19 protein-coding genes and 1 tRNA gene are annotated in these 22,132 nt (G+C 72.5%); 10 read left to right on the forward strand and 10 right to left on the reverse strand.

What is annotated here, in order from left to right:
* Positions 1–115: 115 nt before the first annotated feature.
* Together BLV24_RS08325 and BLV24_RS08330 are read right to left on the reverse strand one after the other, a co-directional pair.
* The gene (locus BLV24_RS08325) at positions 116–415 is read right to left on the reverse strand and encodes a putative quinol monooxygenase (protein ID WP_092680698.1); all 300 of its coding nucleotides are present in this window, start codon (positions 413–415) and stop codon (positions 116–118) included.
* 40 nt (positions 416–455) lie between these two features.
* Entirely contained in the window at positions 456–1,082 is a 627-nt protein-coding gene (locus BLV24_RS08330; RefSeq protein ID WP_092680699.1) for a gamma-glutamylcyclotransferase, read from the reverse strand.
* Between the two features lie 137 nt (positions 1,083–1,219).
* Here BLV24_RS08330 and BLV24_RS08335 point away from each other — a divergent pair, with 137 nt between their 5' ends.
* Positions 1,220–2,233: a DUF2125 domain-containing protein gene (locus BLV24_RS08335; RefSeq protein WP_092680700.1), complete on the forward strand. Its 1,014-nt coding sequence runs from the start codon at positions 1,220–1,222 to the stop codon at positions 2,231–2,233.
* Positions 2,234–2,286: 53 nt separating this feature from the next.
* Here BLV24_RS08335 and BLV24_RS22795 read toward each other — a convergent pair whose 3' ends face one another.
* The 3 genes from BLV24_RS22795 to hisC form a co-directional block, all read right to left on the reverse strand.
* On the reverse strand, positions 2,287–3,471 hold the full coding sequence (locus tag BLV24_RS22795; RefSeq protein WP_143040262.1) for an extensin family protein: 1,185 nt from the start codon (positions 3,469–3,471) through the stop codon (positions 2,287–2,289).
* Between the two features lie 161 nt (positions 3,472–3,632).
* Entirely contained in the window at positions 3,633–4,586 is a 954-nt protein-coding gene (locus tag BLV24_RS08345; RefSeq protein WP_092680702.1) for a prephenate/arogenate dehydrogenase family protein, read from the reverse strand.
* Positions 4,583–5,698: a histidinol-phosphate transaminase gene (gene hisC / locus BLV24_RS08350; RefSeq protein ID WP_245710459.1), complete on the reverse strand. Its 1,116-nt coding sequence runs from the start codon at positions 5,696–5,698 to the stop codon at positions 4,583–4,585. Before hisC ends, BLV24_RS08345 begins: the two co-directional genes overlap by 4 nt.
* A 653-nt stretch (positions 5,699–6,351) precedes the next feature.
* Here hisC and BLV24_RS08355 point away from each other — a divergent pair.
* The gene (locus BLV24_RS08355; protein ID WP_092680703.1) at positions 6,352–7,377 is read left to right on the forward strand and encodes a DMT family transporter; all 1,026 of its coding nucleotides are present in this window, start codon (positions 6,352–6,354) and stop codon (positions 7,375–7,377) included.
* Positions 7,378–7,423: 46 nt separating this feature from the next.
* Here the strand turns inward: BLV24_RS08355 and BLV24_RS08360 are convergent, their stop codons facing one another.
* The 3 genes from BLV24_RS08360 to hemF all read right to left on the reverse strand — a co-directional run bounded on the left by BLV24_RS08360 (position 7,424) and on the right by hemF (position 10,762).
* On the reverse strand, positions 7,424–7,849 hold the full coding sequence (locus tag BLV24_RS08360; protein WP_092680704.1) for a metallopeptidase family protein: 426 nt from the start codon (positions 7,847–7,849) through the stop codon (positions 7,424–7,426).
* 127 nt (positions 7,850–7,976) lie between these two features.
* The gene (locus BLV24_RS22800) at positions 7,977–9,497 is read right to left on the reverse strand and encodes a calcium-binding protein (RefSeq protein ID WP_176954684.1); all 1,521 of its coding nucleotides are present in this window, start codon (positions 9,495–9,497) and stop codon (positions 7,977–7,979) included.
* 359 nt (positions 9,498–9,856) lie between these two features.
* A complete protein-coding gene (gene hemF / locus BLV24_RS08370; protein WP_245710460.1) occupies positions 9,857–10,762 on the reverse strand; it encodes an oxygen-dependent coproporphyrinogen oxidase in 906 nt (301 codons plus the stop codon).
* 346 nt (positions 10,763–11,108) lie between these two features.
* Here hemF and BLV24_RS08375 point away from each other — a divergent pair, with 346 nt between their 5' ends.
* The 7 genes from BLV24_RS08375 (at position 11,109) to BLV24_RS08405 (ending at position 19,396) form a co-directional block, all read left to right on the forward strand.
* Complete coding sequence (locus BLV24_RS08375) at positions 11,109–12,965, forward strand: ABC transporter ATP-binding protein (RefSeq protein WP_092680706.1); 1,857 nt, start codon at positions 11,109–11,111, stop codon at positions 12,963–12,965.
* Positions 12,966–13,139: 174 nt separating this feature from the next.
* On the forward strand, positions 13,140–13,661 hold the full coding sequence (locus BLV24_RS08380; RefSeq protein WP_092680707.1) for an SRPBCC family protein: 522 nt from the start codon (positions 13,140–13,142) through the stop codon (positions 13,659–13,661).
* Between the two features lie 220 nt (positions 13,662–13,881).
* Complete coding sequence (locus BLV24_RS08385) at positions 13,882–15,825, forward strand: ABC transporter ATP-binding protein (protein ID WP_245710461.1); 1,944 nt, start codon at positions 13,882–13,884, stop codon at positions 15,823–15,825.
* A 119-nt stretch (positions 15,826–15,944) separates the two neighbouring features.
* Positions 15,945–16,397 (forward strand): DUF2306 domain-containing protein, encoded by a 453-nt coding sequence (locus BLV24_RS08390; RefSeq protein ID WP_092680708.1) that lies wholly within the window; start codon positions 15,945–15,947, stop codon positions 16,395–16,397.
* A 287-nt stretch (positions 16,398–16,684) separates the two neighbouring features.
* Complete coding sequence (petA, locus tag BLV24_RS08395; RefSeq protein ID WP_092680709.1) at positions 16,685–17,245, forward strand: ubiquinol-cytochrome c reductase iron-sulfur subunit; 561 nt, start codon at positions 16,685–16,687, stop codon at positions 17,243–17,245.
* A gap of 10 nt (positions 17,246–17,255) precedes the next feature.
* Positions 17,256–18,569 (forward strand): cytochrome b, encoded by a 1,314-nt coding sequence (locus tag BLV24_RS08400; protein WP_092680710.1) that lies wholly within the window; start codon positions 17,256–17,258, stop codon positions 18,567–18,569.
* A 17-nt stretch (positions 18,570–18,586) separates the two neighbouring features.
* On the forward strand, positions 18,587–19,396 hold the full coding sequence (locus tag BLV24_RS08405; protein ID WP_092680711.1) for a cytochrome c1: 810 nt from the start codon (positions 18,587–18,589) through the stop codon (positions 19,394–19,396).
* A gap of 426 nt (positions 19,397–19,822) precedes the next feature.
* On the opposite strand, the gene BLV24_RS08410 is transcribed toward BLV24_RS08405, so the two are convergent.
* Positions 19,823–19,899, reverse strand: a tRNA-Arg gene (locus BLV24_RS08410).
* Positions 19,900–20,274: 375 nt separating this feature from the next.
* Between BLV24_RS08410 and BLV24_RS08415 the strand changes: the two genes are divergently transcribed.
* A complete protein-coding gene (locus tag BLV24_RS08415; RefSeq protein WP_092680712.1) occupies positions 20,275–21,468 on the forward strand; it encodes an FAD-dependent monooxygenase in 1,194 nt (397 codons plus the stop codon).
* A gap of 9 nt (positions 21,469–21,477) precedes the next feature.
* Here BLV24_RS08415 and BLV24_RS08420 read toward each other — a convergent pair whose 3' ends face one another.
* Positions 21,478–22,107, reverse strand: coding sequence for an alpha-ketoglutarate-dependent dioxygenase AlkB family protein (locus tag BLV24_RS08420; RefSeq protein WP_092681020.1), 630 nt, complete (start codon positions 22,105–22,107; stop codon positions 21,478–21,480).
* Positions 22,108–22,132 lie beyond the last annotated feature (25 nt).

The following is a 22,132-nucleotide window of genomic DNA, read 5'->3' on the forward strand; positions in this document are numbered from 1 at the left end:
CCCCGCCGCGCGGTTGGAACCCCGCCGCGCGCGGGACGGTCGTCGCGCGGCTCCCTCCGTCGGGGCGCCGCGCGACAGCGGATCAGGGGGGGGCGGGTTCAGGACAGACGGGCGCTCAGAGCGTCGTCGCCTCGCCCGCCTCGCGCCGCCAGACCTTGCGGCCCTTCACCCCGATCTCGCCCAGCTCCGCCCGGAACGCCGCCAGATGCGGGGCCTCGCCATGGGCGGCCAGCGCTTCGAGGCTCTCCCATTCCTCATGGATATGCAGGCGGCCCGGCACGTCGATCGAGCGGCTGATGACGTAGAGCACGCAGCCCGCCTCGGCCCGCGTCGCCTCCAGCACCCTGGCCACCAGCGGCGCGGCGCGGTCCATGCCTGCGGGGTCGATGTCGATATATCCTGCGACGACGATCATGGGGCGTTCCTCCTGCCAGGCGCGCCCTGTTCGGGATGGGTCAGGCCCCTTCGGGACCGGTTTCGGGCGCGGGCGCGGGCGGAGCCTGCCGCGCCCGGACCATCCGGTCCAGCCTTTCCAGCTCCGCGTCCGGCAGGCCCAGCTCGCGCAGATGGGCCACGGTGTTGTGCAGGTAGTCCCGGTTCGGCCCCGCGGGCCCCGCCGCCCCGGCGATGATCTCCGCCTGCGCCTCCAGCGGCATCGGGGCGTAGTTCTCGTGGCTCACGTTCATCACATAGCACAGGGCCGGCACCGCCCGGTCCTCCGGCGGCGCCATCGGGTCGGCGCCGTCCAGCTCCACCCTCGCCATGACCTCGTGATAGCTCAGGTTCGACATCTCCCGGTGGCGCAGATAGGCGCGGGTCTCGGCCTCCGCCCCCGGCGCCACGCGGTAGAGCAGCCCGCGGCAGTCGGCCTCCGGCGCCGGGTCGAGCGCCAGCACCAGCCCCGGCGCTTCCGGCGTGCCCCGATAGCGGATCGAGCGCAGGCAGAAGGCGCGGCGATAGCCGGGAAGCCGCCCCGGCCGCGTCTCCGCGAAGGGGAAGCCGGGGTTCCAGATCAACGAGCCGTAGCCGAACACCCAGAGCGGCGCGTCTTCCGCCGGTTCCCGTCCGCTTTCGCCCGTCATTCCGGCCTCCTCGCCTCGTCGATCGCCTTCTCGCGGCCGCAACCGGGTCGCAACCCGGCCCCGTCGCCGCTATATCGCGCCTCAGGCGCGGGCGCGAGAGCGGGCCGGCGCGCAGCCAGGGGGCGCAAGGGGATTTCATGCGGATCGGATCGATCATCGTCGGCATCGTGGCCATCGCCATCGCCGCCTGGGGCGGCTGGTGGTGGTTCGGCGCCACCGCGCAGCAGACCGCGCTGGAAAACTGGCTGGCCGAGCGCCGGGCCGAGGGCTGGGCCGCGGAGGCCGATATCGGCGTCTCCGGCTTTCCCAACCGCTTCGACATGACCGCCACCGGCCTCAGCCTCGCCGACCCCGCCGCCGGCTGGGCCTGGTCGGCGCCGGTGTTCAAGACCTTCATGCTCGCCTACGCGCCGAACAAGGTCATCGCGGAATGGCCCGGAACCCACCGCATCTCGGTTCCCGGCGAAACCGTGGAGGCCCATGCGGAGGAGCTTCGCGCCTCCGCCGACTTCGCCCCCGACAGCTCGCTGGCGCTGCGACGCGGGATCCTGAAGGCGCGGGAGCTGGAGCTGACCTCCGGCCTCGGCTGGAGCGCGGGGATGGAGGACGGCCAGCTTTCGATCCGCGATTCGCAGGAGGTCCGCGGCCGCCCCAACGCCTATGACGGCGTACTGGAGATCAAGGCCCTGCGCCCGCCCGAGGCCTGGCGGGCCCTGCTTGGCCCGAAGCTCGCCGCCGATCTGCCCGCGACGATGGAGACGCTGCGCCTCGACGCCACCGCGGTGCTGCGCCGGCCGCTGGACCGGGCGGCGGTGGAGGAGGGCGACCTGCGCCCGGAAACCGTGGTGCTGCGCGACAGCCGCCTGCGCTGGGGGCCGCTGGGGCTGGATTTCTCGGGCCGGCTGGAAGTGGACGAGGCCGGCGTGCCCGCGGGCGCCATCGACGTGCGGGCCGAGGACTGGCGCCGGCTGCTGGAGGCCGCGGTGGCCGCCGGCGCCGTGCCCGCCGACCTGGCCGGGGCGCTGGAGGCGGGGCTTTCGCTGATGTCCAACCTCACCTCCGACGGCAAGGGGCTGGAGGCGCCGTTGCGCTTTTCCGGCGGGCGCATGTTCCTCGGCCCGATCCCGCTGGGCGACGCGCCGCGGTTCTAGGGCGCGCGCCCGCCCCTTCCCCGCCCGATTTTCAAACTGAGACACTACCCCCGTCAGCGGCAGTAGGGGCCGTTGGAATGGGCGGCGATGTCCAGGTGGAAGTGGTCGCGATGATGCTCGTCGCTGTCGGGGCCGAGCACGGTGCCGAACGGGCCGCAGGCCGCCCGCCAGGCCTGCAGCAGGAACGCGCCGGCCTCGCCCTTGCGCCAGCCGCGCAGGGGCGAGATCTCGCGCCCGTCGCGCAGCCGGAAGGCCATGACGTCGATGGCGTTGCCCACCGAATGCTCCGACAGTTTCGCGCCCTTCACCGAGTTGCGCGTCCGGCAGCTGTAGGTCCCGCCGATGCGCATCGCCGCCAGCGGCGCGCCCAGCGCCCGCGGGGCCATGCGGACCGGGCCGCGCTCCATCCATGAGGCGAGCGTGCGCGCGGCGCGGCAGTTGAGCCGGGCGGCGGGCTGGAGGCGCACGCCGAGGACTTCGGTGACCCGCACCGGCTGGGGAATGCCGCAGAGACCGGGCCCCTCGACCGCCGGAATGATCTCTCCCTTCAGGCGCCAGTCGCCGCACAGCCCCTTGTCCGAGGCGCGCGGATCCGGCGGCGGCGACGGCGTGAGCGCCGGCGGCGGAGGCGCGACGGAGGCGCTGCGGGGTCCGGGGTCCGGCGCCGGGCGGGCGGAGGGCGGCGCGGGGCGCGGCGGCGGCGCGATGGCGGGCAGGATGCCGGCCGAGGCGCGGGGCGCGGGGGGCCTTGTCTCCCGCCCCGCCTGGGCGGCGCGAAGGCCGGTCGGCGGGGCCGGGCGCGGCGTCGGGGCCACGGTCGCCGCGGGGTCGCGCTCGGCCGGGTGGTCCGCGAGGTTCTCCGGCGCGGCGTCGGCGGAAGAGGGGGCGGCGGAAGAGGGGTCGGGTCCGTCCTCGCCATGCTGGCCGGGCTCGGTGATCGAGGGCGGCTCGGGCGCGTCTTCGGCCAGGCCATGCTCCGGCGCCGCATACAGCGCCCCCGCAGGGTTCGCTTCCGGCGCGTGCGCCTCGGGGTTCGCTTCCGGCGTGTGCGCCGGCAGGTCGAGCGCCGGGCGCGATGGCGGCGCGGCGGCGGTCGTCGGCTGGGCGCGGGCCAGGCCGTCGGGCGCGACGCAGAGCAGCAGGGCGACGGCGAGCGCCGCCCCCGGGCGGCGCGTCAGGGGCATCGCGCCCGAGCGGCGCGTCAGGGGCATCGCGCCCGAGCGGCGCGTCAGGGGCATCGCGCCCGTGCGGCGCGTCAGGGGCATCGCGCCCGTGCGGCGCGTCAGGGGCATCGCGCCCGTGCGGCGCGTCAGGGGTGTCGCGCCAGATCTCCGCCACGCGAAACAGGCGCGCCATGCGAACGCCGCCGCCGCCGCGGCGCGGGCGACGGCGGCCGGCGTCACGCTTTGGGGGTTCCCGGCTTGGGGGGCGTGCGCCCGAAATCCGGGGCGGCGGTGTCCTGCCCGGCCTCGATGATCCCGCGCCGGATCGCCCGCGTGCGGGTGAAATAGGCGTGCAGGTGGTCGCCGTCGCCGATGCGGATGGCGCGCTGCAGGGCGAAGAGCTCCTCGGTGAAGCGGCCCAGGATCTCCAGCGTCGCGTCCTTGTTGGTCAGGAACACGTCGCGCCACATGGTCGGGTCCGAGGCCGCGATCCGGGTGAAGTCCCGGAAACCGGCGGCGGAATACTTGATGACCTCGGATTGCGTCACCCGGCGCATGTCGTCGGCCACGCCGACCATCGTGTAGGCGATGGCGTGGGGAACGTGGGAGGTGACGGCCAGCACCAGGTCGTGATGGGCGGGGTCCATCTCATCGACATTGGCGCCGCAGCCCTCCCACGCCGCGCGCAGACGGGCGAGCGCCTCCGGGTCCGTTTCGGCGTTGGGGGTCAGGATCACCCAGCGGTTCTCGAACAGTTCGGCGAAGCCGGCGTCGGGGCCGGAATGCTCGGTGCCCGCCAGCGGGTGGCCGGGGATCAGGTGGACGCCCTCGGGGATATGGGGGGCGACGGCCTCGAACACCGCGCCCTTGGCGGAGCCGACATCGGAGACGGTGGCGCCGGGTTTCAGCGCCGGCGCGATCTCCTCGGCCACCGGGGCCATGGCGCGCATGGGCACGCAGAGCAGCACGAGATCGGCGTCCGCCGCGGCCTCGGCCGCGGAGGCGTGGACGCTGTCGCACAAACCCAGTTCGAGCGCGCGGGCGCGGGTCGCCTCCGTGCGGGCATGGCCGGCGACGTGGCCGACCAGGCCCGCGCGGCGAGCGGCCAGGCTGAACGAGCCGCCGATCAGCCCCATGCCGATCAGCGCCACGCGGTTGTAGAGAGGCGCGGAAGCGGCCGTGTCGGTCATGCGGACGCGCCCTCCCGCGTCATGAACTCGGCGACCGAAGCGGCGACGGCGCGGCAACCTTCCTCGTCCCCGATGGAGATCCTCAGCCGTTCCGGCAACCCGTAGGAGGCGGTGCGGCGCACGATCAGCCCGCGGGCCTTGAGGAAGGCGTCGGCGGCCTCGGCCCGTTCCCGCGTGCCGAAATCGGCCAGCAGGAAATTGGCGTGGGACATGGTGCAGGGGGCTCCGGCCTCGGTCAGCCGCCGGGAGAGCCAGTCCCGCCAGACCTCGTTGAGGACCGAGCAGCGTTCGACGTAATCCACGTCGCGCATGGCGGCTTCGCCGGCGGCCAGCGCCAGGGCGTTGAGGTTGAAGGGCGGGCGGAAACGGTTGAGCGCGTCGATGACGTGATCGGGGCCGTACATCCAGCCGATGCGCAGGGCCGCGAGCCCGTGGATCTTGGAGTAGGTGCGCGTGACCACGACGTTTTCGCGGGATTCGACCAGGCCGATCCCGGCGTCGAAATCGGCGCCGCGGACGAATTCCGCATAGGCGCCGTCGATCACCAGAAGGGCGCGGGGGGGCAGGTTCTCGGCCAGCCGCGCCAGCTCCGCCCGCCCGACAAGGGTGCCGGTGGGGTTGTTGGGATTGGCGATGAAGACGATCCGCGTGCGCTCGTTGCAGGCGGCGAGGATCTTGTCCACATCCGTGGTCAGGTCGGTCTCGCCGACCTGGACGGGGGTCGCGCCGACCATCTGGGCGTTGATCTTGTAGAGACCGAAGCCGTGCTCGGTATGGATCACCTCGTCGCCCGGCCCGGCATAGGCCTGGGCGATCAGGGCGAGACATTCGTCCGAGCCGTTGCCGCAGAGAATACGCGCGGGATCAAGGCCCTGGACCTCTCCGATAGCGCGGCGCAGGGCGGCGTGGCCGCCATCGGGATAGGCGGCGAGCTTGCCCAGCGCCCCGGTCATCGCCTCGGTCGCGCGGGGCGAGGGGCCGAGCGGGTTCTCGTTGGAGGACAGCTTGATGACCCGGTTGGCGCCGGGGATCGCGCTCTCGCCGCCCACATAGGCGGCGATGTCGAGAATGCCGGGCTGCGGGATCAGGGTCGGGTGGGGCTTGACGGTCACGGGCAGGCGCCTCCTTCGCGCGGTCCGGTTTGGATAACGCGGGCGCGGGCCGGGCGCCACCGGCCTTTTCGCACGGGGGGTCGGGACGGGCCTTCCCGCGCGTGGGGGGGGGCGGGGCGGGCGCGGGGCGGCATCCGGGGGAGCCGCGGCGATCCCCCGCGCGTCGGTCGCGCCGGGGCGCCCGCCGCGGCGGGCGGGCCGGGCGCCGGGTGGCGAGGGGGGGCCAGCGGAGAGGGGGCCGCGGGAGGCCGGAATCGGGGGGGTGCCTTGCGTGCGCCGGGCGTGCACCGGGCGTATGCCAAGCGAAAGACTCGGGAATTGGCGGGGGCGGGCCGCGAAGGAGGCGCGCGCGGGGCGGGTCGGAGCGGTTCAAGCCATGGCGCGGCGGGGGACGCCGCCTCCCGCCGGAGATCGGGACGAAGGCCCCCCGACGCGCGCCTGCGGCGCGGCGCGTGACGTCGGCTTGAGCCGGGGGCACGGCGCGGGGGCCAGAGGCGGGCGGGGGCCGGAGGCGGGCGGGGGCCGGAGGCGGGAGACTGCGGCGGGCGGGGGCCGGAGGCGGGAGACTGCGGCGGGGAAGTGCGGCTCCCCGCGTCATCGACCCGGAGGGGCGCCCGGCATAGCCTGCGATCAATAAGGAGACCTGACCGAGCATGACCCAGCGCAAGGCCCCCGACGGCCCCGCCGCCCCGCACAAGAAGACCGATGCGTCGGCCGAGCCCAACCCGCTCACCGGCATCGCGCTGAAGGTCGCTTCGGTGGCGGTGCTGATGGCGCTGTCGGCCTCGGTCAAGGCGCTGGACGGGGAGGTGCCGCCGGGCGAGGTGGTGTTCTTCCGCTCGCTGCTGGCGCTGCCGCCGATCGTGATCTGGCTGATGATCCGCGGCGACTTCCCGCGCGCGCTGGCCACGAAGCGGCCCGGAGGCCACGCCCTGCGCTCGCTCGCCGGGACCGGGGCGATGTCGATGATGTTCGTCTCGCTGTCGCTGCTGCCGCTGACCGAGGTGGTGGCGATCACCTACGCGGCGCCCCTGTTCATCACGCTGTTCGCAGCCCTGCTGCTGGGCGAGCGCATCCGGCTTTACCGCATGACCTCGGTGGCGATCGGCTTCGCCGGCGTGCTGCTGGTGATGTGGCCGCGGCTGAGCCTGCTGGGCGGGGTCGGAGACGTGGGCGACGCGGCGGGCGCGAACGACATGGCCCCGGCCGACCACGCGCTGGGGGCGCTGATCGCGCTGGGCGCGGCGGTGATGATGGGGCTGGCGCAGACCCAGGTGCGCGGGCTGAGCAAGGTGGAGACCACGGCCGCCATCGTGTTCTGGTTCACCACGGCGAGCACGGTTCTGGCGCTGCTGACCCTGCCCTTCGGCTGGATCGTGCCGACGCCCTGGCAGCTGGCGCTGCTGGTCACCGGCGGGCTGGCGGGCGGGGTCGGGCAGATCATGCTGACCGCCGCCTATCGCTACGCCGAGGCGGGGGTGATCGCGCCGTTCGAATACACCTCGATGATCCTGGCGGTGGCGGTGGGCTGGTTCGTGTTCGGCGAGGTCCCGACGCTGCTGGTGCTGGCCGGGGCCGGGCTGGTGACCTGCGGCGGCATCCTGATCATCTGGCGCGAGCGCCAGTTGGGGCTGGAGCGCACGGCCTCCCGCAGCGCCCGCCTGCCCCCGATCGGCTGAGCGGCGTTTCCTCCGCCGGGGGCGCCTGTTCCCGCGGGGGAGGCGCCTATTCCCACCAGGGGTCGATGGCGGCGATGTCGTCGTCGGACCAGCCGAAATGATGCGCCAGCTCGTGCACCAGCACATGCGCCACCAGCGCCTCCAACGCCACGTCGCCGCGGTCGATCCATTCCTCGAGGATGGCCCGGCGGAACAGCCGGATCGCGTCCGGGGGGCCGGGAAGGTCATCGGCCCGGCGGTCGATCAGCGGCACGCCGTCATAAAGGCCGGTGAGCTCGAACGGGTCCTCGATGCCCAGCTCGGCCAGCAGGTCGTCGGGGGCGAAGTCCTCCACCCGCACGGCGATGCGGCCGGCGGCGGCGCGCACCCAGTCGGGCAGCGCCGCGAAGGCCGCCTCGGCCATGCGGTCGAAATCCTCGATCGAGGGCGCGGCGGCGGCGGTCGGAAAGGGCGCGGGGGCGGGATCGGTCATGGCGCGCGGAGCCTAGAGGATCCGCGCGCCGCGTCCAGAGACCTCCGCCGCGACGGGGTGCGGCGGGGTGAGCCGGGGGGCGCGGGAGAGCGGAGCCCCCGCCTCGCCCGCCGCCCCCCGTCCGGGCTCAGAGAAAGGCCATGTCGTCGTAGAGGATGTTGAAGTCGAGCGCGTCCTGCACCGCGTCGAGCACCACGCCGCGCACCACGTCGTGATTCTCGGCGTCGAAGGGAACGCGGGCGCCGAAGGCCTCGATCCGCCCGGTGACCGCTCCGCCGGCGTTGCGCACGACGATCTGAAGGGCGAGGAGACCGTCGCCGTCGAAGCTCTCGCCGATCGTCGCCTGGGCGGTGGAGCCGGACGAGATCATCAGCGCGTCGTCCATCGTCGCCGACCACACCCCGTTATAGGGGCCTTCGCCGGTATAGAACGGATCGCCGGCGACCTGCGTGATCTCGATGTCGAGGTCGGACATGTCCCGGCCCTCGTCGGCGCCGGTCATGATGAAGACGTCGCGCTCCGCCGCGCCCTGGCCGTCGCCGTAGAGCCAGTCGTCGCCGGACCCGCCATGCAGGCTGTCGCGCCCGTCGCCGCCGTTGAGCGTGTCGTCGCCGGCGCCGCCGATCAGGATGTCGCGGCCGCCATAGGTGTCGATCCGGTCGTCATCGGCGCCGCCGTCCACGTAGTCGGCAGTGTCCACGGAGTCGTTGGTGCGGATGTAGTCGTCGCCGGCGTCGCCGTAGACGGTGTCGTCGCCGCCGTTCTCGGAAATGCCGGAGGAGATGATCTCGTCATCGCCGTCGCCGCCATGGATCAGGTCCACGCCGTCGCCGCCCTGGATGAAGTCGTTCCCGGCCCCGCCCCAGAAGGTGTTGTCGCCGGAGCGGTCGTAGAGCTGGTCATCGCCCGCCCCGCCCCACAGCCGGTCGTCGCCGGCACCGCCGTTCAGCACATCGGCGCCGCCCTGGCCGTAGAGCCGATCGTTGTGGTCGCCGCCTTCGAGATGGTCGTCTCCAGACCCGCCCTTGAGCAGGTCGTTCCCGGCGCCGCCATAGAGCTCATCGCCGCCGCCATTGCCGTAGAGCGAGTCGCGCCCGCCCTCGCCGAACAGGTCGTCTTCGCCGCCCTTGCCGAAGAGCTTGTCCTTGCCGCCGAGCCCATGGACGGTGTCGTGGCCGCCGCCGCCGTTGAACTTCTCGGCCTTGTTCGAGCCGACCACGGTCCCGCCGCCGCGGCCGAGGTCGTAGGTCCAGGCCTGCCGGGACAGGAAGTTGTAGAAGGGCGCGTCGTCGTCGCGGTCGTCGACCTTGTCGAGAATCGCGTTGATCTCGGGGACCTTCCATTTCAGCCCGCTCCAGACCTGGACCGCGCCGATGCCGTTATGGGCGTAGGAATAGGAGATCTTCTGGACCGTGCCGCCGACCACGTCGCCGGCGGCGTCATAGCGGAACCAGCCCTTGATCACGGCCTTCATGCCGGAGCTGTCGTCGACCAGCACCAGCTTGCGGCGGCCGGAACGGGGCAGAAGCTCGCCCGAGAGCAGCGGCGCAAGCGCCCAGTCGCCGCCCCATTCGACGGGGTTCCGGTCATCCATGCCGCCCCAGCCGTTGAGGTAGCCCTTGACCTTGACCGTGACCTTTTTCGGCATGCCGTCCCCCCACATCCGGCGGCGCCCCCGCGCCCCCTGCAACCCAAACAACCGCTTCGCCGCATTCGCCGGCCGCGCCGGTCGGCGGCGCTCGTCCTCGACGCGCGCCGGGCGCGCGCCTGAGTCGGAGCCATCCGGCCCGCGTAAAGCAGGCCGCATGAAAAATCAGCTGGATACTGACTATCTTTTCACTATTTGGAAAGTCCAGCCATCAAACGGCGAAAACCAAGCCGAGTTACTTAGGGTCAATCGAGACATCGGCGGGTGCGGGACCGGTCAGGCGGCGGCTCCGGCGGGGTCGGGCGCCGCCGGAGATGCCGCACGGGATGTCGCGGGGGAATCGGTCGGGACCGCTCCGTTCAGGGCCACTTCGCTTCGGGCGGCAGCGACATCAGCACGGCGTCGGGATTGTGCCCCGTCTCCAGCCCGAAGCGGGTGCCGCGGTCGTAGACCAGGTTGAACTCGGCGTAGCGGCCGCGGCGGAAAAGCTGGTGCTCCCGGTCCTCCGTGGTCCAGCTTTCGGTGGTCCGACGCTCGGTGATCGGGAGATACGCGTCGAGGAAGGCGCGGCCGAGATCCTGGATGAAGGCGAAATCCGCCTCCCAGTCGCCGGTGCAATGGTCGTCGCAGAACACGCCGCCGACGCCGCGGGGCTCCTTGCGGTGGCGGTTCCAGAAGTATTCGTCCGCCCAGGCCTTGTAGCGCGGGTAATAGGTCGGGTCGTGGCGGTCGCAGGCGGTCTTGAGCACGCCGTGGAAGAATTCGGTGTCCTCGGGTTCCTCACGCATCGGGTTGAGGTCGGCGCCGCCGCCGAACCACCACGCCGTCGGGGTCCAGAACATGCGGGTGTTCATGTGGACCGCCGGGCATTTGGGGGAGCGCATGTGAGCGACGAGGGAGATGCCGGAGGCCCAGAAGCGGGGATCCTCCGCCAGCCCCTCGATCTCACGCCGCGCGGTGAGGCTGCGCTGCGCCTGCGCGCCGAGCACGCCGTAGACCGTGGAGACGTTGACGCCGACTTTCTCGAACACCCGCCCGCCGCGCATCACCGCCATGACGCCGCCGCCCTGATCGGCGTCTCCCTCGCCGGCGCGCCGGGTGTCGGTCCGCTCGAACCGGCCGGGGGGGAGGGCGGCGTGGGGGCCGGTGGTCTGCGCGTCCTCGAGCGCCTCGAACGCGGCGCAGATGCGGTCGCGCAGCGCGAAGAACCAGTCCGCCGCGCGAGTCTTTTCGGGTTCGCCCACGGGCGCCGGGGTCACGTCCACGCTGGTCCTCCTTCCGGGCCTCCCCTTCGGGGGCCTCCTTTTGGATGTTGATCCCTTACGATTTCCCCTTAGGTTCGCGCAAGCGCGTGGGAGCCGAGTCGCCCGTCAGGGTCCGCCCGGCATCGACCGCGCGCGGCGGCGGCGTTCACTTCTTTCTGCGTCCCCGGCCTCGCCCCCGCGCGACGCCGGCGCCCGACGCGCGACCAGCTCGCATTTCATCCTCCGCGCCCGCGTCCCCGCCCTCGACCGGCCAGGCCCGCGGACCGCGCCCGACCCTTCCGCCTGCGCGCCCCCCTCGATCCGGGCGGCGCGGGGTCTTCGCCCGCAAAGACATGGAGGGCTGGTCATGCTCGGCCGCCTGAAAGACCTTTTCGACCCGTTCGCGCCCTACCCGGCGCGCACGCCGCCGGACCGCTACTGGCCCTTCATGCGCATGTATCTCGCGCCCCTGAAGCGGCCGATGGTGTTCGCCGCCTTCATGGGGCTGGTGGTGGCGGCGGTGGAAACCGGGATGATCTATTACGCTGGGCGCATCGTGGACCTGCTGGCGCGCAACGCCGAGGGGCCCGAGGCGCTGTGGTCCCGACACGGGCTGGAACTGGCGGGCGTGGCGCTGCTGGTGCTGCTGGCGCGGCCGGTGGCGATCGCGGTGCAGATGGCGACGCTGAACCTGGTGGTCGGGGTCAACGCCATCGCGCTGGTGCGCTGGCGCACGCATCGGCATGTGCTGGGACAGTCGGTGGGCTTCTTCCAGAACGACTTCGCCGGGCGCATCGCCAACCGCATCGTGCAGACGGCGCCGGCGGTGGAGGATTCGGCCTATGGCGCGCTGGAGGCGATCGCCTATTTCTCCGCCTATGTGGTCGGCGCGGTGCTGGTGCTGAGCGACGCGGACGCGCGGCTCGCCATCCCCATCGCGCTGTGGTTGGTGTTCTACGGCGTGGTGCTGCGGCTGCTGATCCCGAAGATGGCGGAGGCGGCGAAGCGGTCGTCGGAGGGGCGCTCGGCGCTGACCGGCAAGATCGTGGACGGCTATTCCAACATCGAGACGGTGAAGCTGTTCGCCCATGCGGAGAAGGAGCTGGACCTGGCGCAGGAGGCCATCGCCGACCTGCGGGAGCGGGACGGCGAGGAGATGCGGCTGCAGACCCTCATGTCGATCTGCCTGGCGGTGGCGGGCGGCGCGCTGATCGTGGGCACGGTGGGGACGGCGGTTTACCTGTGGTCCGGGGGCGCGACGACGGCGGGGGCGGTGTCGGCCGCGACGGCGCTGACCATCCGGCTGTCGGCGATGATGGGCTGGATCATGTGGGTGACCTCGCAGCTGTTCCAGTTCGCCGGGATCATCCGGGAAGGCATGACCACGATCTCCCGCCCGCACGAGATCACCGACGCGAAGGGGGCGAAGCCCTTGCAGGTCTCGGGCGGGGAGATCCGCTTCGAGGGGCTGCGCCACAGCTACGGCAAGAAGACCGGCGGGCTCGACGGGCTGGACCTGGTGATCCGGCCGGGGGAGCGGGTGGGGCTGGTCGGCCGCTCGGGCGCCGGGAAGTCGAGCCTGGTGAACCTGCTGCTGCGCTTCCATGAGATGGAGGAGGGGCGGATCCTGATCGACGGCCAGTCGGTGCGCGAGGTGACCCAGGACAGCCTGCGCACCGCGATCGGGATGGTGACGCAGGACACGTCGCTGCTGCACCGCTCGGTCCGCGACAACATCCTTTACGGGCGGCCCGACGCCTCGGACGCGGAGATGGCCGCGGCGGCGGAGCGGGTGCGGGCGGCGGAGTTCATCCCCGCGCTGGAAGACCCCCAGGGACGCACGGGCTACGAGGCGCATGTGGGCGAACGGGGGGTGAAGCTGTCGGGCGGGCAGCGTCAGCGGATCGCGCTGGCCCGCGTGGTGCTGAAGGACGCGCCGATCCTGGTGCTGGACGAGGCGACCTCGGCGCTGGATTCGGAGGTCGAGGCGGCGATCCAGGACGCGCTTTACGGGATGATGGAGGGCAAGACGGTGATCGCCATCGCTCACCGCCTGTCCACCATCGCGCGGCTGGACCGGATCGTGGTGCTGGACGCCGGCCGGATCGCGGAGACCGGGACCCATGACGAACTGCTCGCCGCCGGCGGCCTCTACGCCGGGTTCTGGGCGCGGCAGTCGGGCGGGTTCCTGGCGGTGGACCCGGCGGAGACGGCGGCGCGATAGGCGGGGCGGAGCGAGGCGGCCGGGGACCCCTTTTCTCCGCCGGCCTCCCTTCCCGTGCGGGAAGGGAGGCAGGCGGGGCGGGGGCGTGCGGCTTGCCTCCGCCGCGGCGCCGCGCCCATCCTGCCCGACCGGAGGCGCCAAGACCGCCGGTTCGAACAGAATGGGAGAGCCCGGATGACCGACGACCAGACCCAGACCCAAACCCACAGTTTCCAGCGCAGCCACTCGGTCGACATCGACGCCGCGCCGGCGGTGGTGCTCGACTACGTGTCCAACCCCAATTCCTGGCCGCGCTGGCTGGCCGCCTCGCATGAACTCGACAGCCCCGACCGGCCGCTGGTGACCGGCGACGTGTTCCGCGAGGAATGGCGCACCCGCACCGGGCCCGCGGTTCTGCGCTGGCGGGTCACCGATCACCGCCCCGCCGAGATGTGGATCGGCGAGACCGGCGCGGATTTCCTCGGCCCGATCATCGTGCGCTACGACGTGGCGCGGGTCGGCGGGCTGACCCGCTTCACCCGCACCGTCACCAACCCGGCCCGGCCCAGGCCGATCTCGGACGCCCAGATAGCGGGGGTGGACGCGGAGGCGGAGATCGCGCTCGCCAACATCAAGCGCAATATCGAGACCGGCGCGATGGAGACGACCCCGACGCCGAGGCGCGCCGCCCGGAGCCGGCTGAACGGGGGCGGCTGAACGGGGGGCGCGGGGGCGGGACGGGGGCGGGACGGGGGGAGCGGGGGCGGGACGGGGGCGGGACGGGGGCGGGACGGGGGGAGCGGAACGGGGCGCTTTCCCCGCCCCCGCCAGGCCCGCCCCCGAGGCGCGCCGGGAGGACAATTCGACCGGCGCCCTTGACCTCAAGCCGGGTCGAGACCCTATCTCCCCCAGGCCAGACGCCGCAGGAGGCCCGCTCGTGACCCATCCAACCGCCCGCCAGTCCCGCCCCGATGCGCCCGAAAAGGACGTCTCGGGCCGCGACTGGACCCGCCGGGCCGCCGATCTTTTCGACCCCTCCGCCCCCGCGGAGGGGCCGCCGCCCACGGGCTTTTACGCCTTCTGCCGCTGGGCCTTGCGCGGGGCCGGGCCGGTGTTCATGCTCGCCATGCTGGCCAATATCGCGCTGGCCTGGGCCGAGGTCGGCGTGGCCTGGGCGGTGTCCTGGGCGGTCGACCTGATCGCCGAGGCCGGCCCGACCCTGACCGAGCCCGGCGCCCGCGCCGCCTTCCTGGGCGAACACGGGTTGCTGCTGACGCTCGCCGCCATCGCGGTGTTCGCGGTGCGGCCGGTCTGCGTGGCGATCTCCTCCGGGCTCATGCAGTTCTCGTTGCAGCCGGGGATGTTCCAGCTGACCGTGTTCCGGCTGCACCGGCACACGCTCGGCCAGCCGATGAAGTATTTCGAGGACGATTTCGCCGGGCGCATCTCGGCCAAGCAGCTGCAGACGGGGACGGCGCTGACCGAGCTGGCCTCCGAGGTCGTGCAGGCGGTGAGCTTCGCGCTGGCCTCGATGGTGGCGGCGCTGGTGGCGCTGGGGGCGGCGGACTGGCGGCTGACCATCGCGCTGCTGGCCTGGCTGGTGGTCTACCTGGCCTGGGTGGCGTGGATGCTGCCCCGCCTGCGGGCCAGGGCGCGGGAACGGGCGGACGCGCAGTCGGCGCTGTCGGGGCAGCTGGTCGACACGATCTCGCATATGGAAACCGTGAAGCTCTTCGCCCATGCGGGGCGGGAGGAGGACCACGCGCAGGAGGCGCTGGGCCGGCTGCGCGAGGCCAAGATCGCCTTCGGGCGGCTCGCCTGGACCTATCGCACGGTGATCGCGGTGCTGGCCGGCGCGCTGCCGCTGGCGCTGCTGGGCACGGCGCTGTGGCTGTGGTCGGCGGGCACGGGCAGCCCCGGCGCGGTGGCGCTGGCCGGGCTGCTGGCGCTGCGCATCGGGCAGATGTCGGGCTGGATCAGCTTCACCGCCATGGGCATGTTCGCCAATGCCGGCGTGGTGGAGGACGGGATCCGCACCCTGACCCCGCCGCATACGCTGATCGACGCGCCCGACGCCGCCCCGTTGGCGCGCGCCGAGGGGCGGCTGGCCTTCGAGAACGTCACCTTCCAGTACGGCCGCGACGACGAGGACGACGAACATGCCGGCGGGCTGGACCGTTTCGACCTGACCGTGAAGCCCGGGGAGAAGGTGGCGCTGGTCGGGCGATCCGGGGCCGGCAAGTCCACCGCCATGAAGCTGGCGCTGCGGCTCTACGACGTGGAGCAGGGGCGGATCGCGCTGGACGGGGCGGATATCCGCGGGCTCGCGCAGGACGACCTGCGCCGGCAGATCGCCTTCGTCACGCAGGACACGGCGATGTTCAACCGCTCGGCGATGGACAACATCCTCTATGGGCGCCCCGACGCGGGGGAGGCGGCGGCGATGGAGGCCGCCCGCCAGGCCTCGGCCCATGAGTTCATCATGGAGCTGGAGGATTTCCGCGGCCGCGCCGGGTATCAGGCCCGGCTGGGCGAACGCGGCGTGAAGCTGTCGGGCGGGCAGCGCCAGCGGGTGGCGATCGCGCGGGCGATCCTGAAGGACGCGCCGATCCTGATGCTGGACGAGGCGACCAGCGCGCTGGATTCGGAGACCGAGGCCGAAGTGCAGGCGGCGCTGGAGCGGCTGATGGAGGGCCGCACGGTGGTCGCCATCGCGCACCGGCTGTCGACCATCGCCCGCATGGACCGGATCGTGGTGATGGAGGACGGCCGCATCGCCGAGGAGGGGACGCATGAGGCCCTGATCGCGCGGGGCGGGCGTTACGCCGACCTCTGGGCGCGGCAGTCGGGCGGGTTCCTGGGACTGGACGCGGCCGAATAGGCGGGCGGCGGGCGGCGGCCGGGCTGTGACGCCCTGCCGGATAGCCCGGCGGGCGGTTTCGGCCGAGGGTGCGTCGCCCCCGCGTCCGCAACGGAAACCGTCCGCATGGCCCTGCCCGCATGACGCTGATCGACCCGCATCCCGAGATCCTGCTCGCCGCCGGATCGCCGATCCCGTCGCACGCGCTGGCCGCGATCGCCGCGCTGGGGCTGGCGATCGCGCAGCTTCTGGCGCGCAAGGGCGGGCGGCGGCACCGGGTCCTGGGCTGGATCTTCGTCGCGCTGATGGCCTGGACGGCGGTGAGCGCGCTGGGCATCTCCACCATCGGGACCTGGGGATATTTCAGCCCGATTCACCTGCTGGTTCCGGTGGTGTTCGGGTCGCTGTTCATCGGGCTGCGCGCGATCCGGCGGGGCGACGTCGCGGGGCACCGGCGCGCGATGATCCTGCTGGCGACGCTGGCGCTGGTCATCCCCGGCGCCTTCACCCTGCTGCCCGGCCGCATCATGCATGACGTGGTGTTCGGGCCCCCGGCGGACGGGGCGCCCGCCTCCGCCCCGGTCGCCGACTGACGGCGCGCCGTTCCGCGACGGGCCGGGCGAATCGAGCGGCCGGACCACCGCCCGGGCGGCGGCGATGCATCCGGGTCAATGCCGTGAGAAAAAACCCAAATGCGGCGACTCTGCGTCTACCTGTCTCTGGACCTTGAACTTGGCGGGCGGTAATCGGGCTCCGGATCGGTCTTTCCCATTCCGGGGAGGACCGTCGGCATTTCGTCCCGCCAGCCTGATCTAGGCGCCAGCCGGGCGTCCGCGAGAACGGCGGGGGACGCGACGAACACGCGAAGGGGGACAGCCTCGTGGCCCACGCAGAATCGGACGCCGAACCGACCCGCCGGGATTTCCTCTACGTCGCGACGGCCGCCGCCGGCGCCGTCGGGGCCGGCGCGGCGGTCTGGCCCCTGGTCGACCAGATGAACCCCAGCGCCGACGTGCTGGCGCTCGCCTCCATCGAGGTGGACGTGAGCGCGGTGGAGGTCGGCTCGCAGCTGACCGTGAAATGGCGCGGCAAGCCCGTGTTCATCCGGCGCCGGTCGGAACAGGAGATTTCGGAGGGCCGCGACGTGCCGCTCTCGGATCTCAAGGATCCCATCGCCCGCAATGACAACCTGCCCGGCGACGCGCCCGCGACGGACGAGGACCGCACCCTCGACGACGCCGGCGAGTGGCTGGTGATGCTGGGCGTCTGCACCCATCTGGGCTGCGTGCCGCTGGGCGAGGCCGGCGATTTCGACGGCTGGTTCTGCCCCTGCCACGGGTCGCACTACGACACCGCGGGCCGGATCCGGAAGGGTCCCGCGCCGACCAACCTGCCCGTCCCGGTGGCCGTGATGGCCGACGGCAAGATCAAGCTGGGCTGAGGAGACGAGCATGGCCGGCATCCCGCACGAGCCCTACGAGCCGAACTCCGGTTTCGAGAAGTGGCTGCATTCCCGCCTTCCCATCGGCGGAATGATCTACGACACCCTGATGATCCCCACGCCCAAGAATCTGAACTGGATGTGGATCTGGGGCATCATCCTCACCGTCTGCCTGGTGATCCAGATCGTGACCGGCATCGTGCTGGTCATGCATTACACCCCGCACACGTCGCTGGCCTTCGCCTCGGTCGAGCACATCATGCGTGATGTGAACGGCGGCTGGCTGATCCGCTACGTGCACATGAACGGCGCCTCGCTGTTCTTCATCGCCGTGTATTTCCACATCTTCCGCGGTCTCTACTACGGGTCCTACAAGGCCCCGCGCGAGATCACCTGGATCATCGGCGTGCTGATCTACCTGGCCATGATGGCGACGGCGTTCATGGGCTACGTGCTGCCCTGGGGCCAGATGTCCTTCTGGGGCGCCACCGTGATCACCAACCTGTTCTCGGCGCTGCCGCTGGTCGGCGAGCCCATCGTGAACTGGCTCTGGGGCGGCTTCGCCGTCGACAACCCGACGCTGAACCGGTTCTTCTCGCTGCACTACCTGCTGCCCTTCGTGATCGTGGGCCTGGTGGCGGTGCATATCTGGGCCTTCCACTCGACGGGCAACAACAACCCGACGGGCGTCGAGGTCCGCCGCGGCTCGATCGAGGAAGCCAAGAAGGACACCGTGCCCTTCTGGCCCTACTACGTGATCAAGGACCTGTTCGCCCTGGCGGTGATCCTCCTGGTCTTCGTCGTGCTGGTCTTCTACATGCCGAACTGGCTGGGCCATCCCGACAACTACATCGAGGCCAACGCGCTCTCGACCCCGGCCCATATCGTGCCCGAATGGTACTTCCTGCCGTTCTACGCGATCCTGCGCGCCATCACCTTCGACATCTGGTTCATCGACTCCAAGCTGGGCGGCGTGCTCGCCATGTTCGGGTCGATCGCGGTGCTGCTGTTCGCCCCGTGGCTGGACACGTCCAAGGTGCGCTCGGGCCGCTACCGGCCGAAGTTCAAGATCTGGTTCTGGATCTTCGTGCTGAATTTCTTCGTGCTCATGTGGTGCGGCGGCCAGCCGGCCGAGGGCATGATCCCGACCATCTCGCTGATCGGCACGATCTACTGGTTCGGCTACTTCCTGGTGATCCTGCCGGTGCTCGGCCTGGTCGAGACGCCGAAGCCGATCCCGGCGACGATCGAGGAAGACTTCGATCGGATCGTGGCCGCCAAATACGCCAAGTCCGGCGACGCCGCCGCGACCCCGGCCGAATGAGCGGGGCGAAGGAGAAGATGACCATGCGCATCCGCAACATCCTCGCCGTCGCGGCGCTGGCCGTCTCCCTCCCTGCCGCGAGCTTCGCGGCAGGGGCGGAGGGCCACGTCACCGACGTGAGCTTCTCGTTCGAAGGGCCCCTGGGGACCTTCGACCAGCACCAGCTGCAGCGCGGCCTGCAGGTCTACAACGAGGTCTGCTCGGCCTGTCACGGCATGAAGTTCGTGTCGTTCCGCAGCCTCGGCGAGAACACCGGGCCGGGTTACGATCCGGACCAGGTGAACGCCATCGCGGCGCTCTACGAGGTGGCCGACGATTCCGACGGCGCCCTGCCGGGCGACACCCGCACGGCGAAGGCCTCGGACAAGTTCCCGGCCAACACCTCGCTGGGCGCGCCGGACCTGAGCCTGATGGCCAAGGCCCGGGCCGGCTTCCACGGGCCGAACGGCACCGGTCTGAGCCAGATGGTCAACGGCATCGGCGGGCCGGAATACATCTACTCGCTGCTCACCGGCTATACCGGCGAGGAGCAGTCGTTGGCCGGCGCCACGCTCTACGGGAACCACACCTTCCCAGGCGGCTGGATCTCGATGGCGGCGCCGCTGTCGGCGGATATCGTCGAATATGCCGACGGGACGCCGGCGACGGTGGACCAGATGGCCAAGGACGTGTCGGCCTTCCTGATGTGGACGGCCGAGCCCAAGCTGGCCGACCGCAAGGGGGCGGGCGCGCGGAACTTCCTGTTCGTGGCGCTGCTGGCGGTGCTGCTCTACCTGACCAACAAGAAGCTGTGGGCCGGGGTGAAGAAGCGCAAGAAGGCCGCCTGAGTCGCGCCGGACGGCGCCTCCCTTCGCGGGGGCGCCTGACCTGAGACGATGCAAGGCCCCGTCCCGGCGACCCCGGGGCGGGGCCTTTTTCGTGGCGACGGCGGTCCGCAGCCCGCGCCCGGCGCCGCCCGCGCCCCGGTCGACCGCCGCGCGGGCGAGACCGGGCCAGGGGCGGGACGGCGAACGCGCGGCCTCCTCCCCCACCGCCTCGCGCAACGGACGGGAGCCGCGCGCCCAACGTTCCACCCCGGGCCCGGTCTCGCCCGCGCGGCGCGTCGGAGCGGGCGCCCGGCGGCGCCGGCGCCGCGTTTCGCGCGCTCCGCATCATTCCAGGTCCAGCCGAACCGAAGCGTCGGGGCTGGGGGGCGGGAAGTCTGGGGCTGGGGGCGCGAGGCCCGCATCAACGCGGCGTCGGCGGGAGGAGGGTGGTGACCCCGACAGGATTCGAACCTGTAACCTGCCCCTTAGGAGGGGGCTGCTCTATCCAGTTGAGCCACGGGGCCGCCAAGCGCGTGATAGCCGCGCCGGGCCGCCCGGGTCAACGCGGCGCAGGCGACGCGGGGTGGGGTCGGTGCGGGAAAGGGGGGCGGGACAGGGGGCGGGAACGGCGCAGGCACGCGGCAGGCACGGGGCGGGATGGGGCGGGCACGGGCGCTGTTTCCTTCGCCGCATCCCCTGTTCGCCGCGCGCCCCTCCGGTTATCGTTGGTTCACGAAGGATCGCCCGCCCCGGTCCGGCCGCGCGCGCGGTCGACGGCGCGGCAGGGCGGCGACGGCGGCGCGCGCCCGGATCGAAGGGCCGGCCGCCGCATTGGGGACCACGACGCGCGGGCCTCGTCCGGCCGCGTCGCGCAGCGAATACGAAGGGGGGGCCCGCGCATGGGGCGCAGGCTGCAACTGGCGCTGGCCGGGGCCGGCATCGGCGGGCTGGCCATGGCCACCGCATTGGGCCGGGCCGGGCACGGCGCCACGGTCATCGAACGCGCCCCGGCGCTGGGCGAGGTGGGAGCGGGGCTCCAGCTTTCGCCCAACGCCATGCGCGCGCTGGAATTTCTCGGCGTGGCGGAGGCGGTGCAGGCCGTCGCCTCGCGCCCCGAGGCGGTGGTGCTGCGGCTGCACCGCTCGGGCCGGCAGGTCTACCGCCTCGCGCTCGGTCGGGCGGCGGAGACCCGCTGGGGCGCGCCTTACCTGCATATCCACCGCGCCGACCTGCTGGCGATTCTGGAGCGCGCCGCCCGCGAGGCGGGGGCCGAGATCCGCACCGGCATCCATGTGGAGCGCGCCGGCGACATCCGCGGCGGCGCCGCCCTGCACACGGATGCGGGGCGGATCGAGGCCGACCTGGCGATCGGCGCGGACGGCGTCCGGTCGGTGGTGCGCGAGGCGCTGACCAATCGCGGGCGGCCGCGCTATTCGGGATTCGTCGCCTGGCGCGGGACCGTGCCGGCCGACCGGCTGCCGGCGGGCCTTCTGGCCCCGCGGGCGACGGTCTGGATGGGGCCGCGGCGGCACCTGGTGACCTATCCGCTGCGCGAGGGGCGGATGCTGAACTTCGTCGCCATCGAGGAGCGCGAGGCCTGGACCGCCGAGGGCTGGTCCGCCCCCGGCGACCCGGACGCCCTGCGCGCGAGCTTCCACGGCTGGCATGAGGAGGTCGGGCAGCTCTTCGCCGCGGTGGACCAGACCTATCAATGGGGCCTGTTCCGCCACGCCCCCCTGGGCCGGTGGAGCGAGGGGCGCGTCGCGGTGACAGGCGACGCGGCGCACCCGACCCTGCCCTTCCTCGCGCAAGGCGCGGCGCTGGCGCTGGAGGATGCGGTGGTGCTGGCGCGCGCATTGCAGAGCCATGAGCTGACCTCCGGCCTCACGGCCTGGGAGGCGGCGCGCAAGCCGCGGGCGACCTGGCTTCAGGCCGCCGCGGCGCGCACCGGCAAGCGGTTCCATTCCCGCTGGGCGCCCGAGCAGATGGTGAAGGCGACGGCTTTGGGCCTGTTCTCGAAACTGCTGCCGGACCGGGCGCAGGGGATCAACGATGCGGTCTACGCCTACGATCCGGGGCGCGCGCCGCTGTAGGGGCCGGGGCTAGGGCCGCACCACCCGCAGGGTCAGGTTGATGCGCCCGCCCGACGGCAGCAGGGTGGAGCCTCCGAAGGCGATCCGGTCCACCCCGTGATAGGCGAGCCGCGCGGGGCCCGCGAGCCGGGCCACGTCCCCGCTCTCCAGTTTCGTGGAGCGGGTGGGGTCGCCGCGTTGCACCCCGCCGACGCGGAAGGTCGCCGGGTCGCCCAGCGAGATCGAGACCACGGGGGCGTCGAACTCGCCCTCGTCCTTGTCCTGGTGCAGGCCCATGCGCGCACGCTCGCCATACCAGTTCACCAGGCAGCAATCCGGGTCCGCGGGCCAGTCGGAGACGGCGCGCCAGACCGCGAGCACCGACGCCGGGATCGGCGGCCAGGCCCCGCCTTCGGGGTGGCGGTCGGCGTAGCGGTAGCGGCCCCGCTCGATCACCCAGCCGAGCCGCCCGGCGGCGGTCATGCGCACCGACATCGGCTTGCCCCCAACGGTGGTGAAGCGCTGAAAGGGGGCGGCTTCGGCCACGGCGCGGATGTCCGCCACCATCGCCTCCTGCGCCGGGCGGTCGAGCCAGGATTTCCAGATCTCGGCCCCGTTTAGCACCAGCGGCGCCGGCCGGGCGGCGGTTGCATCCGTCATGCGCGTCCCCATGTTGCGCCCCACG

Origin of the sequence: Albimonas donghaensis (assembly GCF_900106695.1) — a bacterium.
Lineage (GTDB): Bacteria > Pseudomonadota > Alphaproteobacteria > Rhodobacterales > Rhodobacteraceae > Albimonas > Albimonas donghaensis.